Raw genomic sequence first — 17,569 nt, forward strand, 5'->3', positions numbered from 1 at the left:
AAAAACCTATCGCTAAACTTACAAAGTCTTTCCTGCGCTCGACCCCTTCTAGACTTTGTATGTTAATCTACGCGGAATTCTAAAATATCACCTGGCTGGCAATCTAAAGCCTTACAAATCGCTTCTAACGTTTCCAAACGGACAGCCTTTGCTTTACCTGTTTTGAGTATCGATAAATTAGACATCGTTATCCCTACCCTTTCACTTAATTCGGTTAACGACATTTTACGCCTGGCTAACATTACATCTAAATTTACAATTATGGGCATGGGCTTATATCGTTAAATCGTTTTCTTGTTGAATTTCTATTCTCTATTTACAACTTGTACAACCTGACAAAAACTACATGATTAAAAACACCCAATAATAATGACTTTTATTATTTGCTTTAAATAGTTGAAAAATCAAGAAACGTCATATTTATTCAATCATTTATAATACAAACATACATAATAAATTATTATAATTCAAAATATATTTATTGATTTACAACAAATAATACTCGCAACACAATTATTATGCAGTTATTCAGACAGACAATGTCAGAATTTTGTTTGGAATGGTTTTTGCTATAAGTAAAACTGTAAAAAACTTGTGCAAACAGTAACATTTTCAGCATTTTATCCTTTCGGATTGCTATACAATTTCGTAACTTTGCACACTCAATAATTAAAGAGCACACAATTCGTATAAATGAGACAACTCAAGATAACGCAATCCATTACCAACCGTGAAAGTCAGTCATTAGATAAATACCTACACGAAATTGGCAAAGTAGATTTAATAACAGCAGAAGAGGAAGTAATTTTAGCAAGGAAGATTCGTGAGGGCGATCAGGCTGCATTAGAGCGATTGACTAAGACCAACTTGCGTTTCGTTGTATCTGTTGCAAAACAATATCAGAATCAAGGCCTAACCTTAGGCGATTTAATCAATGAAGGTAACTTAGGTTTAATTAAAGCGGCAAAACGTTTTGATGAGACTAAAGGTTTCAAATTCATTTCTTATGCTGTTTGGTGGATTCGTCAATCTATTTTGCAGGCAATTGCCGAGCAAAGCCGTATTGTACGTTTACCTTTAAACCAGGTAGGTTCATTAAGCAAAATCAGTAAAGCTTTCTCTAAATTAGAGCAAGAATACGAACGTGAGCCTTCTCCTGAAGAACTTGCCGATATTTTAGAAACTACAGTGGATAAAATTTCGGACACACTTAGTAATTCGGGCCGCCACGTATCAATGGATGCTCCATTTGTTCAAGGTGAAGAAAATACATTATTAGATGTATTGGAAAACCACGAACCAAATACAGATAGCTCATTGATTAATGAATCTTTATCAGAAGAAATTAAACGTTCTTTATCTACTTTAACTGAAAGAGAAAGAGAAATTATCGTTTTATTCTTCGGCTTAGGTTCTAACCATCCCCTTTCTTTAGAAGAAATTGGAGAGAAATTTAATTTAACCCGCGAACGTGTTCGTCAGATTAAGGATAAAGCGTTACAGCGTTTACGTCATACCTCAAGAAGTAAAATCTTAAAATCTTATTTAGGATAAGAGACTAAGTTCATATAAACAAAAAAAGATCGGCTATTAGCCGATCTTTTTTTTGTTATTAGATTTTCCCTCTGAAGGAGTTCCTTTGGAACGCTACGGTCGAAATGACGATTACACATTGGCAATCTTTTTTGTTTAGTTATAACTAAGTTTATCGTTATGATTTTATATCTTTAAGTCATGTCGATTGGTCTACTCAAAAAATCTTTAACTATATACAAACCCATTTTTTTATGGAATGTACTGGTCAGCTTGCTCACATCGGTATTTTTCATTTTAAATGGCTTTAAGGAGCCAGGAATCTATTCCTTTGCCCTATTCATCAAACTTATCGGCTGGCTATTTTCTGTTGCTATATATTTCATGTTTTATCAATCTACTACATACTTTTTCAAAAATCAGGGTATAGGCTTCAGAAAAATCATGACAAACCTGATTTTATATGATTTAATTGTTTTTATCGGAATCTTAATCATTTCATCTATATGCAAAGACTTTTTATCGACAGTGTTAACCAATCTTTTGCAGATCGGGAAGTATTAAGCAGCGTTTATATAAACTGCGAAGTTGGTGAAGTGGTTGGCTTATTAGGTAGAAATGGGTCGGGTAAATCGACCTTGTTAAAAATTATTTTTGGAAGTGTAAAAGCCAACTTTAAATACCTCAATATAAATAATAGGGTTTATACTAAAGGTTACTTATCTAAAAACCTTTCTTATTTACCACAGGATAATTTCATTCCAGACCAGATTAATGTTTCGCAGGCCATTGATATCTTTTGTAAAAAACATGGAGCCGAACTTCATCAGGTCGAATTTGTCAAAAATCATTTAAACTCAAAATTTTACAACTTATCTGGTGGAGAACGCCGTTTTTTAGAATGCCTCTTGATGATTTATAGCAATGCCGAATATGTATTGCTTGATGAGCCTTTTTCTCAATTATCACCATTGTGGGTAGATGAGCTAAAGAACCACATTGATAGTGCAAAAGCATATAAAGGTTTCATCATTACAGATCATTACTATAAATCCATTTTAGCTATTTCTGACCGGATTGTACTGCTGCATAACAGGTGCAATTACACCATCCAGAATGAAGCTGATTTGATATTATACGGCTACTTGCCGGGACGTATAGCATAAGCATAGCGATTTACCACTAAGACACGAAGGACACAAGGATTAAATTATCTTGGTGTGCTTTGAGTCTTTGTGGTCTGCTTAATTATTACGCATTAAAATAACAAATGTTTTACCGTCAACCCGTTATTGATTAACTGTTTCAACGAGTCAATACCAATTCTTAAGTGCGTTTCTACATATTTCTCAGTTACAGTACTATCGCTTTCGGCAGTTTTAACACCTTCTGGTATCATCGGTTGATCGGAAACTAATAGTAATGCGCCTGCTGGGATTTTATTGGCAAAAGCCGTAGTAAAAATCGTAGCTGTTTCCATATCTACTGCCATAGCCCTTAAAGTTTTCAAGTATTTTTTAAACTCTTTATCGTGCTCCCAAACCCTCCGGTTGGTGGTATAACAGGTTCCGGTCCAATAATCTCTGCCATGATCGCGTATGGTTGTAGAAATCGCTTTCTGCAAGGCGAATGCTGGCAATGCAGGTACTTCTGCCGGCAGGTAATCATTCGATGTACCTTCACCCCTGATCGCGGCAATAGGCAAAATTAAATCGCCTAATTGGTTCTTCTTCTTTAAACCACCACATTTACCTAAAAACAAGACAGCTTTAGGTTTAATGGCCGTCAATAAATCCATCATGGTTGCGGCCAAGGGGCTTCCCATACCAAAATTGATAATCGTAATGCCATTTGCGGTAACACTTTGCATCGGTTTATCTAACCCCATAACCGGTGCATTATCGTTCCATTCGGAAAACATGGTTACGTACTTACTGAAATTAGTCAGCAGAATATAATCACCAAATTGATCTAAGGGTCTGCCAGTATAACGTGGCAACCAATTTTTAACAATTTCATCTTTCGATTTTAATCCCGATTTAACAGGTGTTTCTACTTCTTTTACTTTTTTCGATTTCTCTACTATTTCATCGTCTTTTTTTACGTCTTTTTCTTCGTTCATATTCTTTTAGTTTTGAGCATAGCGCTTGGCGCTTAGCGTTAACAAATATTGTATTAAAAAAAAATCCCCCCGCTTTCGCGAGAGGATTGAATTTTTAAGCGGCCTGCAACTTTTTAAAGTCGGCCTTTTCAAATTTCTCTATCGCGTAATCGAGATTGATGTGCAATTCCTTGACATCCGTCTGTGTTGGTGTATCAAACATCGCATCCAACATAATCGCTTCACAGATCGATCTTAACCCACGTGCACCCAATTTATATTCCATTGCTTTATCTACAATAAAATTTAAAACATCTTCATCAAAAACAAGCTTTACGTCTTCATAAGCAAAAAGCTTCACATACTGCTTGATCAATGAATTTTTAGGTGCAGTTAAAATGTTTCTTAAAGACTCTTTATCCAATGGGTTTAAGTGAGAAAGAACTGGTATACGACCAATTAATTCCGGAATTAATCCAAAAGATTTCAAATCCTGAGGTGTAATATACTTATAAAGATTTTTAAGATCTAAAACTGTCTCATCTTTCTTTACTTTATAACCTACAGCCTGTGTGCGTAAACGGTTGGCAATTTTACGTTCAATACCATCAAATGCCCCGCCACAGATAAATAGAATGTTATTCGTGTTTACCGGAATCATTTTCTGATCCGGGTGCTTACGTCCGCCCTGAGGTGGAACGTTTACAACTGTACCTTCTAAAATTTTCAATAAAGCCTGTTGAACACCTTCTCCCGATACATCACGTGTAATGGATGGGTTATCACTTTTACGCGCTACTTTATCAACCTCATCAATGTAAACGATACCACGTTCAGCAGCTGTTACATCATAATCGGCAGCTTGAAGCAAGCGCGTTAAAATACTTTCAACATCTTCACCTACATAACCTGCTTCCGTTAAAACAGTTGCATCGCAGATACAGAATGGCACATGCAAAATTTTCGCAATGGTTTTAGCCAAAAGGGTTTTACCAGTACCGGTTTCGCCCACCAACATGATATTTGATTTTTCGATCTCGATCTCGTCTTTATCAACTTTTTGATTTAAACGTTTGTAGTGATTGTAAACGGCAACGGATAATACCTTTTTAGCATCATCCTGACCAATAACATACTGATCAAGATGTTGTTTAATTTCAAGAGGCTTTAATAAATTTATCGCCTCTTGAATATTTTTTGTCCCTTTGGTCCCTAATTCTTGCGCAAGCAATTGATTGGCCTGGGTTACACATTTATCGCAGATAAACGCATCCATGCCTTCAATCAACATTAACGTTTCATGCTTGCCAGAATGGCAGAATGAACAACGGGATTCTTTATTTTGTTTCGCCATCTTTTTTTGCGTTTCTCGATAACACTTCATCAACCATACCAAATCCTTTTGCCTCGTCAGCTGTCATCCAGTAATCACGATCTGAAGCTTTCTCTACCCAATCATATGTTTGCCCAGAGTGCTCTGAAATAATATCGTATAATTCTTTTTTCAATTTCAACATCTCTCTCAGGTTGATCTCCATATCAGATGCTACACCTTGTGCACCTCCTGATGGTTGGTGAATCATTACTCTTGAGTGGGGTAATGCAGCACGTTTTCCTTTTGCGCCTGCCACCAATAAAACTGCCCCCATTGATGCGGCCATACCCGTACAGATTGTAGCTACATCTGGTTGTATATATTGCATGGTATCATAAATACCTAAACCTGCGTAAACCGAGCCACCTGGCGAGTTGATGTAGATCTGAATATCTCTATCGGCATCTGTTGATTGCAAAAACAACAACTGAGCCTGAATGATATTGGCATTCTGATCGTAAATCGCATCACCTAAAAAGATAATACGGTCCATCATTAACCTAGAAAAAACATCCATTTGCGCTACATTCAACTGGCGTTCTTCAATGATATATGGTGTCATGCTCTTCGGGTTCAGATTGGCCTGAGCAATAAATTTATCTACATGTAAACCGCCAATCCCCTGATGTTTAACGGCAAATTTTCTGAATTCTTGTGAATCTATGTTCATGTTTATAGAGTTTGGCGTTTTGCGATAAGCGGGTTAAGCCTAAACCAAATACGCGAGTTATTTTAATAAATATTTCCTGAAGTTGGTTAATTTCCGTGCCAATTTATCTAATTCTTCTAGATAATCATTCAGTTCTATGTCAGAAATATATTTTCTTCTTTCTAAAACTACTAAAATATTTGCATTCTCAAATGCAGAACGGTGCGCAATATTCAGATAATGAGCGAATTCCTTATTGGAAACCGAGCCTGAGCCTTCGGCAATATTATTAGATATGCTAAGAGCAGCCCCATTGAGCTGCTCTGCAAATCTGTATTTTTTATCAACTGACAATCGGTCAGCTATATCAAGTAATTTATCAGTTATTGCGATTGACAACTGCCAAACTTCGAGCGATTGAAATTTAAATTGAGCCATAACTAAATATAGGAATAGCACAGTCATTTTCAAAGCGCCTCACGCCAAACGCCTTACTTTTTATCCAGCGCAATAAACTTATCGTAATCAATATCTTTTTGCTCTAAAGTAACAACAGATTTGATTTGTTCGAAAGTTTTTAATGCTTTTACCTCTTCGAAAACACGGTTTGCATTTTCTTTTTCCTGTAAAAACTGAACGGCATATTGAGCCAATTGATCCTCAGGAAGTGGGCTTGGACTGTACATTCTAAACTGTGCATCTAATTTAGCTTTAGCTGCCTGAACTACATCCTCATATTTAATTTCGATACTGTTATCTTTGATGATTTTGTTTTCGATTAAAGTCCACTTAAGGTTTTTAGCGAAATCATCATAACCTTCTGCCAACTCCTCGTCGGTTAATTTTTCGTTTGTAGCCTTTAACCAGCGACGTAAAAATTCATCCGGCAATTCGAAATTGTGTTTAGTTAAAAGTGCTTCATAAATATCGTTAGATAATTTACGCTCAGCATCTTGTTTAAACATACCTTCTACTTCTTCAGTAATTTTTGCTCTGAAACCAGCTTCGTCAGTTACAGTACCTTCACCAAATAATTTATCAAAAAACTCTTGGTTTAAGTCTGACTCTTCTAAGCGGTTAACGTTTTTAACATGAAGTTTAAAGTTTGCTTTTAACTCAGCAGCCTCTTCTTCCGAAATATTTAAAGCTTTAGCGATTACCGCAGCATCTTCTAATGCTTTTTGGATATCGATGGTTACTTCATCATCTTTCTTTAAACCGATTAACGATTTAAGGATTTTTTTATCTTTAATCTGATCTAAACGAACAGTTGCAGTACTGGTGATACCACCTTCAACAGCAGTACCATCTGCAGCTACCTGAGTTAATTCAGTGTAAAGTACATCATCATCAGCAGAAACCTCAGGATTAGTCATTTTACCATAGCTACGACGGATATTTTTGATACGGCTTTCTAAAGTTTCTTTATCAGCTTTAATTACGTATTCGGTAAATTTATCTTTAGATGAAAGATTTACATCAAAAGCAGGTGCTAAACCTAACTCATAATCAAATTCGAAATCATCTGTATTATCCCATTTAAATTCGCGTTCATCATCCATTTTAGGAAGTGGCTGACCTAAAATTTCTAATTTTTGCTCCGCGATATAGTTAGATAAAGTATCGTTTAACAAGTTGTTAACCTCTTCTACCAAGATACTTTTGCCATACATTTTTTTAATGTGGGCAGCAGGAACCATTCCTTTACGGAAACCAGGTAATTGTGCTTTTTTAGCTTGATCTTTAATGGCTTTCTCTACTTTTCCAGTGTAATCAGCAGGTGCGATTTTGATTTTTACAACAGCATTTAAGTTGCCGGTTTTTTCCTGTGTAATATTCATTTTTTCTGAGATATAGTAAGATGTGCTTTAGACGGGAGATATGAGATATGAGATTTGAGAAAAACCATATATCGCCACAACCGGCACAGCACATCAATTTTTATTAATCAATGTTTTTAAAAACAAAACCGTTCCGATTTTTAAATCGGAACGGCCTTTATCTTGTTGTGCGGAAGAAGGGACTCGAACCCCCACGCCGTGAAGCGCCAGATCCTAAGTCTGGTGCGGCTACCAATTACGCCACTTCCGCAGTTAGGATGTTGTAAGGACTGCAAAGATAGAAACAAGATTGAATAATCAAAAGGCATCGGCAATATTTTATTGATTATTTCGATCAAAAACCGCTAACTCTTTAATTTTTAAGGAGAAAAATTTTAATAACAGAGACTTTCGCAATGATTTGTCGTGATAGAGACCATGAGACTTGTAACTTGAAACAGCGTTATTGCTGCAATAAAACATGGCGTTTGTTTATCATAATAAATTAAGCCTTTATTTCTTTGGAAAGCAGGTTCGGTAGCGTTTAGGGTAATGCAATCCCGCTGTACGCTTTACTGCGTGTCGCTCCCATCGGGTTTAGGTGGCAAGGATAGGTGAACTATCAATGGTTAAAATATCAAACGTTCCTGCGGAAACATAAAAAAACCGCTCTGATGTTTAAATCGGAACGGTTGATCTTGTTGTGCGGAAGAAGGGACTCGAACCCCCACGCCGTGAAGCGCCAGATCCTAAGTCTGGTGCGGCTACCAATTACGCCACTTCCGCAGATAGGATGTTTTAAGGATTGCAAAGATATAAACTAAATTGAACAATCAAATCTTTGCAATACTTTATGAAGAAACAAAATTTAATTTCAATGGTCTTGCGTACATCTTTGCAGTCCCCTAAGCACTGTCCATCATTGCCAGCTTAACTGGCAATCTTAATGCAGCAGAAAGTTAATGAACAATGGGTGAAGCTTTAGGATTCCCGTTTTCACGGAGATGACGCCATTATCGTAACCAGATAGGTATCAAAATTTCACTAGCGTTACATCGATAAATTCAGGTCCGCCTTCTAATGGATAGCCAGAAACCTTTTTCCCTTTTATAGTAACCTTCTTATCTAAATAGGTATCTAGATTTATACTTGCACTTTTTAAGGCGTAAGTTTTATTGTCGGCTTTTAATAAATGTGTACCGTACTGAAACGTAGTCATGCCTAATTTTTCAATTGTTCCACTTGCAGTAACTGTAGTTGAGTTTCCTCCGTTTTTCATTGAACTGCAACTGGAAATTACGGCTACGAACAGGGATAGTATTAATACTTTTTTCATCGGATTATGATTTTTATTGTAATGGTATGATAACGGGATAACTTAACGGTCTGCTACAAATTATGAAAATTTGCCTTTAAAAGCTAATAATTTGCTTCTGAAACTCAAAAAAGTATTGCACGGCTTTAACCAATCTGCTTCCATACCAGCTAAACATTTCTCCGTCTACCAGTATAATTTTTGCTTCAGGAATGGCCTCTTCTATTTCTTCAATGTGTTTTTCTCCAAAAGGATAAGGCTCGGACGACAGTAGGATCAGTTCGCAATTTAAAGTTTTCAGTTCCTCTAGTGTAACCGATGGATAACGTTCTTGCGTAATCACATTCGTCATACCATTAACCAGCAGAATATCATCAATAAAGGTATTTTTTCCAGCAGCCATGTAGGGCTTGCGCCAAATGAGATAGGCAACCTTTTTATCAATATGCTGTTGAAGTGCAAGTGTTTTCAGATCATTAAATCCGGCAGAAATTAAATGGTTAAGGTAACTAGCTTCTGGCTCACGATCTACAAGCTCCCCTATCTGTCCAATGGTTTTCATCGCGTCATCCAAAGTGAAAATATCGCTCATCCAAACCGGAAAACCTGCTGCGAGCTCTTCTATATCACTTTGCGTATTTTCTTCTTTGTTGCCAATAATCAAATCAGGTTTTAAATCTTTGATTAAATCGATGTTAAGCTTTTTTGTTCCACCAACCTTGATTCTTTCTGCAAACTTTTCTATCGGATGGATGCAAAATTTGGTCAATCCGATAATTTCCTTATCCAATCCCAAATCAAATAACAATTCTGTTTGTGAGGGTACAACAGAAACAATCCGCTTAGGTGGAAAATTGATGGAAATTTCCCTGCCCATTTGATCGATAAAGGACTTTTGCATGTTGCAAATATAGGATTTAGTAAAGATTAGTCTGTTTAAAGGAGGTCTTTTAAAAGAACATTCTTCATTCAGTAATTTTTTACCTCATCAATCTGCAATCAACATTTTTTTATATTCTTTTGGGGTAACGCCTTTTGCGAGCTTAAAAAATTTGTTAAAATTAGAAAGACTGTTAAAACCACATATATAAGCCATTTCACTTATCTGGTGATCACTTTCGGCAATTAATTTACAGGCATGCCCAATTCTTACTTCATTAACAAAAGTGACAAAAGTTTTCTGTGTACGGTTCTTAAAATACCTGCAAAAAGCCTGTTTATTCATATTGGTCATCTCGGCAGCATCTACCAACAAGATCTCTTTATTAAAATTATCAAAAACATATTTCAAAATTTTGTCCATCCTATCATTATCTTTTAACTGATAGTTATTGGTATAGCCCGGACTCGCCAGTAACACATAATCTTTATTTTGACAAAGCAGGTTTAAAATTTCGAGCACCCCAATTAAACGGGTTATTTCTTCTGTTGCCTGAGCAATTTTTAACAACAAAGGTTTTATTTCCTTTCTGGCCGAAAAGTTGAATTTCATTCCGCGTTTAGCCAGTTGGAAAAAATTTTTAAGCTTCTGGATATGCTCTGGCTCATGAAAAATATCCAGTATTTTTTCGGGATGGAGAAAAAGCGAAATTGAATGTGCATGGATATTTGGTGTCAAATCGCTAAAATATTGCTGGCTATTGTGCCATACATGAGGCAAATTAGCGCCTACAAAAATCATGTCTTCGTTATTAAAATCTTCAATACTATCACCGATCATGCGGCGCCCTTCACTCTCAACATTATAGGTGAGCTGGCATTCTTCGTGAAAATGGAATTCGGTAGAAAAGTAAGGCGCGTTTACAATCTTTATGCCGTAAACATCATTTACTTTTCCATCGAGTATTTTGGCAAAAATCGGTTTCATTTGATATAGACTATCTTCTTTACCATTCAGTTATGATGGCTATTTGGGTATGAAAAAACCAATTTACCATTTACATCTTAAATTACCAATTAATACAAATAATTTAAATAAAACAGCTAATATAACATCACTATTAGCGAATTATACCTCAGTTAATCTCTTTTTTCCTTAATAAATTAGCTATTACAAATGCTAACCAAATAACTAACATGCTTCATCATAAAATTATTGTACTAACAGGAGGTGCCGATGGTATTGGCTGGGAATGTGCAAAGGCTTATTCAAAAGCTGGTGCTACTGTTTGCATTCTTGATAAAAACCCAATAGCCGAAAATAAGCTCAATGAATTCGAAACCGCGCAAAAAATAGCCATAACCTGCAATCTAGTTAACGAAAATGATGTAAAAGATGCTTTTAAAACGATCATCGAAAAGTTTGGTGTTATAGATGCTATACATAACAATGCAGGGATTGCGCATCCTTCAAAAACGCTCGATCAGACTACAGATGCTGAGTGGGATTTGTTGATGAATGTTAACCTAAAAAGCATTTTATATACCACCCGCCATGGCATCGAGCATCTTAAAAAAACAAAGGGCTGTATTTTAAATACCAGTTCGATGGTAGGCACCATAGGGCAAGATAGTCATGCTGCCTATGTAGCTACAAAGGGTGCAATTAATGCCTTAACAAAAGCAATGGCTTTAGATTATGCGCCATACAAAATTCGCGTTAATGCCGTTTCGCCCGCAGCGATTAATACTCCAACCCTGCAATCATGGAGCAAAGAACAGCCCAACAAAGAAGAAATACAACATTACTTAGATAAACTTCAACCACTGGGTAACATGCCAGCTGGTGATGTAATTGCAGATGCTTGCTTATTCTTACTCAGCGATGCTGCCAGATTTATAACAGGAACTATTTTACCGGTAAGCGGTGGAGCCGAACTAGGATACAGAACCATCATATAATCCAGATTATTAACATGATAAACAAAATAGAAATTAGCGACAAACGATTTGAACTATCAACCGGAGCCGGCAGCGATGCTATACATAAAGATCCTCAATACTCTTATGCAGTTACCAATTTAACCAACGAAAACGGCGTAACAGGAACAGGCTTAGCCTTTACCCTGGGTGCTGGTAACGATTTAGTCTGCAATGCCGCTCAGTTTTATGCTAATACCTTAAAGGGAAAAGATATTGAAGAACTGATGAGCGATTTTGGACAGACTTTTCGCACGTTATCAAATGAACAGCAATTTAGGTGGTTAGGGCCACATAAAGGTGTTGTACATTTAGGATTAGCTTCTGTAACCAATGCCTGTTACGATTTATGGGCAAAAAAACGTGGCGTACCACTTTGGAAACTATTAATCGATTTAAGTCCGGAAGAAATTGTGAATACGCTCGATCTCTCCTATCTGGAAGATGTACTCACCAAAGAAGAAGCGATTGCCATGCTGCAAAGCCAAACCGATTTCAAAAAATCGAGGAAAGCTATTCTTGATATCGGTTATCCAGGATACGATACTTCTGTAGGCTGGTTTAATTACGATGATGAAAAGGTGCGCGAAAACTGCAAAAAAGCTATTGCCAATGGTTTTACAGCAATGAAGCTTAAAGTAGGATCTGCCGATCCGAAGCGTGATATCAGAAGGGCAAACATTGTACGTGAAGTTGCTGGCGAAACCTCAAAAGTAATGTTAGATGCCAACCAGCAATGGACCCTACCGCAAGCCATTTCAATATGTAATGAGCTTAAAAATATGAATCCTTTCTGGGTAGAAGAACCTACACACCCGGATGATGTACTGGCACACCAGACTTTGGCCAGAGAGATAGCACCTGTTAAATTGGCTTTGGGAGAACATGTACCCAACCGTATCATTTTTAAGAACTATTTACAAAGTGGCTGTACGGGTTTTGCGCAGGTAGATGCAGTACGTGTAGGCGGCGTTAGCGAATTCATTACAATTAGTTTATTGTGCAAAAAATTTGGCGTGCCGGTTGTACCCCATGTTGGCGACATGGGGCAGTTACATCAGCATCTGGTACTGTTTAATCATATTGCCATGGGCCACGAAGCTTTATTTTTGGAACATATTCCCCATTTAAAACAACACTTTAAAAATCCGATTAAAATTGAAAACGGAGTTTACATCACTCCACAAGAAGCGGGAAGCAGCTGTGATTTAAAATAACCCAAAATCTAACCAAATATGATCAGTACAACCGATATCGTAATTACCATTGCTTATATACTTTTTATTGTAACCATAGGCTTATGGACGGGAACGAGAAAAAAGAAAAACGAAGAAACCACCAGCAGAGAATACTTTTTGGCGGGCAAATCGCTTAAATGGCCTATGATTGGCCTGGCGCTGTTCGCAACAAACATCTCGTGTCTCCATTTGGTAAGTTTGGCACAGAGCGGATTTGACAGCGGCCTTTTAAATGGCAATTTTGAATGGATGGCGGCATTTACCCTTATTCTTTTGGCCTTGTTATTTATTCCTTTCTATATCCGTTCGGGCATTTCTACTTTACCCGATTTTTTAGAGCGAAGGTATAACCGCGCCTGTAGAGACTGGTTGGCATTCATCTCTATCCTATCGGCCATCATTATTCATATTGCCTTTTCTTTTTTAGCGGGTGGTATTGTACTCGAAACCCTATTCGGCATAGATATGTATGTAAGTATAGTGGTAATTGCCTCGCTAACCGGACTATACACCATTATTGGCGGCTTAAGGGCCGTGGTAGTTACCGAAACCATACAGAGTTTGGTGTTGATTACCGGCGCCATTATCATTACAGTTTTTGCGTGGAATAAAGTTGGTGGCTGGGATCATATGACGGCTATACTGCAAAAAGAAAATGCCATGGATAAGCTCAGTATGATACGCCCGATTGGCGATAAGAGTGGAATGAGCTGGATAGCCGTATTTTTAGGGTATCCGGTTTTGGGTATTTGGTACTGGTGTGCTGATCAAACCATAGTACAACGTGTTTTAGGCGCAAAAGACGAAAACCATGCCCGTGTAGGTTCCTTGTTTTGCGGTTTCATCAAAATTTTGCCCGTGTTTATTTTCGTGCTGCCCGGTTTGTTTGCTTATATCTTGTATAAATCGGGAACTATGGATTTATCGAGTTTGCAAACTGTTGGCACCAATGGCGAAACGGTATTAAATACAAAAGGCATTTATACCTTAATGATTACCCAGCTTTTACCAAAAGGATTGGTGGGTATTTTAGTAGCCGCATTATTATCTGGTTTAATGAGTCAAATTGCGGGTGCATTAAATTCTATCGCCACCTTAAGCAGTTATGATTTGTACAAAAGATTTAAGCCCGAAACCAGCGATAAAAAATTAGTTAGTGTAGGTCGCTGGTCGGCAGGCATTGCTTTAGCCGTTTCAATAGGCCTGTTGCCATTATTAAATAGCTATCAAAGTCTTTTCGAAGGTATAAATGATGTAATCGCACATATTGCCCCTCCTATCACCTGTGTGTTTTTATTAGGGGTATTTTGGAAAAGAGCATCGGCTACAGGGGCGCAATATACTTTGCTGGTCGGTTCTATTATTGGGGCGAGTGTTTTTGTGGTAAACAAATTATATGGTACAGAAACTATAATCGGCAAAATCCCCTTCATGATGATGGCATTTTACCTGTTCTGCATCTGTGTATTTATACAGGTTATATTTTCTTACATCTACCCTGTAAAACACACCGCCCAAAGTGAAGCCCTCTACTGGAATTCTATTTGGGAACCCCTTAAAAGTAAAGGCTGGAGCGGGATAGGCAACTACAAATTTCTGTCGGTGCTTTTACTGGTGATAATGGGTGTTTTATATGTCTACTTTAAATAAAATTGATATGAATATGAAAAGATTTCTCTTGTTCTTCGTTGCACTAATTACCTTTTTCAGTGTTAACGCGCAAACCAAAACAAATGCCTCAGTAATGAACGATTTTATGGATAAACGGTTTGGTATGTTTATTCATTGGGGACCAGTGAGTGTACGCGGCACTGAGATTGGCTGGAGCCGTGGCGATCAGGTTCCAACAGAAGATTACGACAATCTCTACAAAGAATTTAACCCTGTTCTATTTGATGCCGATGCTATTGTAAAAACAGCAAAAGATGCCGGAATGAAATATCTGACCATTACAGCACGTCATCATGACGGGTTCTGCTTATGGCCGACTGCATTTACTGATTTCAATATTACCAACACACCTTATAAAAAAGATATTGTTGGTGCATTAAACGAAGCCTGTAAAAAACAGGGAATTAAGTTCTGTATCTATTACTCGGTATTAGACTGGCACCATCCAGATTACCCGATCCATTCTCCAAAAAACCAAACGATCGATCCAAAATCAGATATGAGCCGATATGCGCTATACATGAAAAACCAGTTAAAGGAACTCATTACCAAATATGATCCATATATGCTCTGGTTTGACGGCCAATGGGAAAAACCCTGGACAGACGAAATGGGTAAAGATTTATATGCATATCTAAAACAGCTAAAACCCGATATCATTACCAATAACCGCTTGGGAAAAGAATTTGCAGCAATGGAAAATAAAAACATTGATGCTTCTAAAATGATAGGCGATTACGACACGCCAGAACAGGTAGTAGGCAAATTAAATATGTTTACGCCCTGGGAAAGCTGTTTTACTATCTGTAACCAATGGGCATGGAAACCAAACGATAAAATGAAACCGCTAAAACAATGTCTCGAAATTATTTCGAAAACAGCAGGTGGTAATGGCAATCTTTTATTAAATGTAGGCCCTATGCCAGATGGTAGAATTGAAGCCCGCCAAACAGAACGCTTAAAAGAAATCGGCGATTGGTTAAAAACCAATGGTGAAGCCGTTTATGGCACAAAAGGTGGCCCATTCCAACCGAACAATGATTACGCAACGACCAGAAAAGGGGATAAAATTTACGTGCATGTATTAAACACCAATCTGGCCAAGCTGAGTTTAAAGGCTATCCCAGGTTTAAAAGTTAAAAAAGCATATCTGCTAAATAAACAAACCATTAATATGGAGCAAAAAGATGGCATTTCTTTACAACTTCCCGGCAACCAGTCCAACCAATCAGATTATATTGTTGTCCTAGAATTAAACGGAAACGCCGAAAACATTCCAGTTATTGAATAGATCGATGAGGCTGTATCATAAATAAAGAATTGTCATCCTGAGGGGGAATTTATTTTATAAAAATCAATATGAGTGCCGTACAATTGTTTTCTTTTTCCATACATCAGGGTCTCGGCTCGCCGCCGCCGAAGGGCTCTTTCTTTTTGGCATCAAAAAGAAACAAAAAATGCCGGCTGAAAATTTTTCTTTTGAAGCCAGTTGTGCGGCCAGAACAGTGCAGCCCGAAAAATTTGTTAGGCCGGATTTAAGTAGAACGGGGAAACAATGCTATGGCCCGGCTGGATGGAAATGCGAAAGCCGTTAAAATATTGATTAATAATATGCAAAATACGTCAATGGTAGCTTGTCGAAGGACCTTTTTTAAGGTATTAAAAGGTGTTTCGACAGGCTCTCTGTAGGAGTCCTTTGGACAACGTGACGAATTCGAAGTAAATTACAAGTTATGAGAAAGCCTCTTTATAACCATTAAAAAGCAAATTATATGCTCATGAAAAATTTAAAAACAATGTATTTCTTGGTCTTGGCTTTTGTCCTAATGGTTACTGCCTGTACACCCATAAAAACAGAAGTAAATGCGACAAACAAAGTGTTACGTTATGGCAGTATTACAGGTTTGAAACCCGAAAAGATGGCTTATTACAAAAAGTTACATGCTGCAGTATGGCCAGGGGTATTAAAAAAAATAACAGCATGCAACATCCATAATTATTCCATTTATTTAAAAGAAATTGAGGGCAAACAGTATCTTTTTAGTTATTTCGAGTATACGGGAAACGATTTTGCTGCTGATATGAAAAAGATGGCTGCTGATACCACTACGCAACGTTGGTGGAAAGAAACCGCACCAACTCAGATCCCACTACCAGATGCTGCTGCTAAAGGCGAAACCTGGAGCAATATGGAAGAAGTTTTTCACAAAGATTAATAATACGGTATACAGTCAATGCTATTTAGATAAACACAGCTGAAATATTAAAGGCTGTGTTTATCTCTTAAGCAAAAGCTTAAATTAATAAATTGGTTTTAACCTACTGCCACATCTTCTTTTACTACACCATCGGCAATGTGCAAAATCCTATTTCCGTATTGTGCATTTTTTTCGGAATGTGTAACCTGGATAATGGTAATTCCATCTTCCTGATTTAGTTTTTTAAACAATGTCATAATTTCTTCTGCCTGTGCCGACTGCAAATTACCTGTTGGCTCATCGGCTAGAATTATAGATGGTTGAGCGGCCAATGCCCTTGCGATACCAACCAATTGTTGCTGCCCGCCAGAAAGTTGATTCGGGAATAAATCTTTTTTTGCCACAATATTAAAACGGTCTAATAAATCGGCAATTCTACTTGCGCGTTCTGAGCTACCTACTTTTTTGTACAGCAATGGGGCTTCAATATTTTCGTAAACGGTCATTTCATCAATTAAGTGGTAGGCCTGAAAAACAAAACCGATATGATTTCGGTAAAGTTCAATGCGTTTACGTTCATTCAACGAAGTTACATCCTCGCCCAGAAACTCATACGAACCATAAGTTGGTTCTTCAAGCATGCCAATAATATTGAGCAAAGTAGACTTCCCTGCACCCGATGGGCCCATAATAGAAACAAATTCTCCTTGTTTAATTGTTGTGGTAACCAAACGCAACACGTAATTTTTAATGCCCTTGTTTGCGTAATATTTTTCGATGTTATTAAGTTGTATCATATTTTTAGGGTTT

The 17,569-nt window shown here is 37.3% G+C and carries 17 protein-coding genes and 2 tRNA genes; 7 read left to right on the top strand and 12 right to left on the bottom strand.

Going from position 1 to position 17,569, the window contains the following annotated elements; genetic code table 11:
- Positions 1–62 precede the first annotated feature (62 nt).
- Positions 63–269, bottom strand: coding sequence for a helix-turn-helix transcriptional regulator (locus LQ201_RS01735; RefSeq protein WP_029277191.1), 207 nt, complete (start codon positions 267–269; stop codon positions 63–65).
- A 424-nt stretch (positions 270–693) separates the two neighbouring features.
- On the opposite strand from LQ201_RS01735, the gene LQ201_RS01740 reads away from it, so the two are divergent.
- Positions 694–1,554: an RNA polymerase sigma factor RpoD/SigA gene (locus LQ201_RS01740; RefSeq protein WP_010601359.1), complete on the top strand. Its 861-nt coding sequence runs from the start codon at positions 694–696 to the stop codon at positions 1,552–1,554.
- A gap of 485 nt (positions 1,555–2,039) precedes the next feature.
- Positions 2,040–2,699, top strand: coding sequence for an ATP-binding cassette domain-containing protein (locus LQ201_RS01745; RefSeq protein ID WP_230143953.1), 660 nt, complete (start codon positions 2,040–2,042; stop codon positions 2,697–2,699).
- A gap of 92 nt (positions 2,700–2,791) precedes the next feature.
- Here LQ201_RS01745 and LQ201_RS01750 read toward each other — a convergent pair whose 3' ends face one another.
- The 10 genes from LQ201_RS01750 to LQ201_RS01795 form a co-directional block, all read right to left on the bottom strand.
- Positions 2,792–3,655 (bottom strand): AMP nucleosidase, encoded by an 864-nt coding sequence (locus LQ201_RS01750; RefSeq protein ID WP_230143951.1) that lies wholly within the window; start codon positions 3,653–3,655, stop codon positions 2,792–2,794.
- 94 nt (positions 3,656–3,749) lie between these two features.
- Positions 3,750–5,018 (bottom strand): ATP-dependent Clp protease ATP-binding subunit ClpX, encoded by a 1,269-nt coding sequence (clpX, locus tag LQ201_RS01755; RefSeq protein ID WP_371823028.1) that lies wholly within the window; start codon positions 5,016–5,018, stop codon positions 3,750–3,752.
- A complete protein-coding gene (clpP, locus tag LQ201_RS01760; protein ID WP_057932889.1) occupies positions 4,972–5,679 on the bottom strand; it encodes an ATP-dependent Clp endopeptidase proteolytic subunit ClpP in 708 nt (235 codons plus the stop codon). The genes clpX and clpP overlap by 47 nt, the downstream gene beginning before the upstream one ends.
- A gap of 57 nt (positions 5,680–5,736) precedes the next feature.
- Entirely contained in the window at positions 5,737–6,096 is a 360-nt protein-coding gene (locus LQ201_RS01765) for a four helix bundle protein (protein WP_230143949.1), read from the bottom strand.
- 53 nt (positions 6,097–6,149) lie between these two features.
- Positions 6,150–7,499 carry a trigger factor gene (gene tig, locus LQ201_RS01770; protein WP_230143946.1) on the bottom strand — a complete coding sequence of 450 codons (1,350 nt, stop codon included), beginning with the start codon at positions 7,497–7,499 and terminating at the stop codon, positions 6,150–6,152.
- A gap of 168 nt (positions 7,500–7,667) precedes the next feature.
- Positions 7,668–7,749, bottom strand: a tRNA-Leu gene (locus tag LQ201_RS01775).
- A 433-nt stretch (positions 7,750–8,182) separates the two neighbouring features.
- A tRNA-Leu gene (locus LQ201_RS01780) sits at positions 8,183–8,264 on the bottom strand.
- Between the two features lie 247 nt (positions 8,265–8,511).
- Entirely contained in the window at positions 8,512–8,814 is a 303-nt protein-coding gene (locus tag LQ201_RS01785; RefSeq protein WP_215128623.1) for a hypothetical protein, read from the bottom strand.
- A 76-nt stretch (positions 8,815–8,890) separates the two neighbouring features.
- Positions 8,891–9,694 (bottom strand): helical backbone metal receptor, encoded by an 804-nt coding sequence (locus LQ201_RS01790; RefSeq protein WP_230143944.1) that lies wholly within the window; start codon positions 9,692–9,694, stop codon positions 8,891–8,893.
- 87 nt (positions 9,695–9,781) lie between these two features.
- Entirely contained in the window at positions 9,782–10,660 is an 879-nt protein-coding gene (locus LQ201_RS01795) for an AraC family transcriptional regulator (RefSeq protein WP_230143942.1), read from the bottom strand.
- A gap of 209 nt (positions 10,661–10,869) precedes the next feature.
- Here LQ201_RS01795 and LQ201_RS01800 point away from each other — a divergent pair, with 209 nt between their 5' ends.
- The 5 genes from LQ201_RS01800 (at position 10,870) to LQ201_RS01820 (ending at position 16,777) form a co-directional block, all read left to right on the top strand.
- On the top strand, positions 10,870–11,634 hold the full coding sequence (locus LQ201_RS01800; RefSeq protein ID WP_230143940.1) for an SDR family NAD(P)-dependent oxidoreductase: 765 nt from the start codon (positions 10,870–10,872) through the stop codon (positions 11,632–11,634).
- A gap of 14 nt (positions 11,635–11,648) precedes the next feature.
- Positions 11,649–12,869 (top strand): enolase C-terminal domain-like protein, encoded by a 1,221-nt coding sequence (locus LQ201_RS01805; RefSeq protein WP_230143938.1) that lies wholly within the window; start codon positions 11,649–11,651, stop codon positions 12,867–12,869.
- 18 nt (positions 12,870–12,887) lie between these two features.
- Positions 12,888–14,540 carry a sodium:solute symporter gene (locus tag LQ201_RS01810; protein WP_230143936.1) on the top strand — a complete coding sequence of 551 codons (1,653 nt, stop codon included), beginning with the start codon at positions 12,888–12,890 and terminating at the stop codon, positions 14,538–14,540.
- A 13-nt stretch (positions 14,541–14,553) separates the two neighbouring features.
- Entirely contained in the window at positions 14,554–15,852 is a 1,299-nt protein-coding gene (locus tag LQ201_RS01815; protein ID WP_230143935.1) for an alpha-L-fucosidase, read from the top strand.
- Between the two features lie 487 nt (positions 15,853–16,339).
- On the top strand, positions 16,340–16,777 hold the full coding sequence (locus LQ201_RS01820; RefSeq protein ID WP_230143934.1) for an L-rhamnose mutarotase: 438 nt from the start codon (positions 16,340–16,342) through the stop codon (positions 16,775–16,777).
- 98 nt (positions 16,778–16,875) lie between these two features.
- Here the strand turns inward: LQ201_RS01820 and LQ201_RS01825 are convergent, their stop codons facing one another.
- Positions 16,876–17,556, bottom strand: coding sequence for an ABC transporter ATP-binding protein (locus LQ201_RS01825; protein ID WP_215128636.1), 681 nt, complete (start codon positions 17,554–17,556; stop codon positions 16,876–16,878).
- Positions 17,557–17,569: the final 13 nt, after the last annotated feature.

Origin of the sequence: Pedobacter sp. Bi126, from assembly GCF_918698245.1 — a bacterium.
In the GTDB taxonomy this organism is placed as follows: Bacteria; Bacteroidota; Bacteroidia; order Sphingobacteriales; family Sphingobacteriaceae; genus Pedobacter.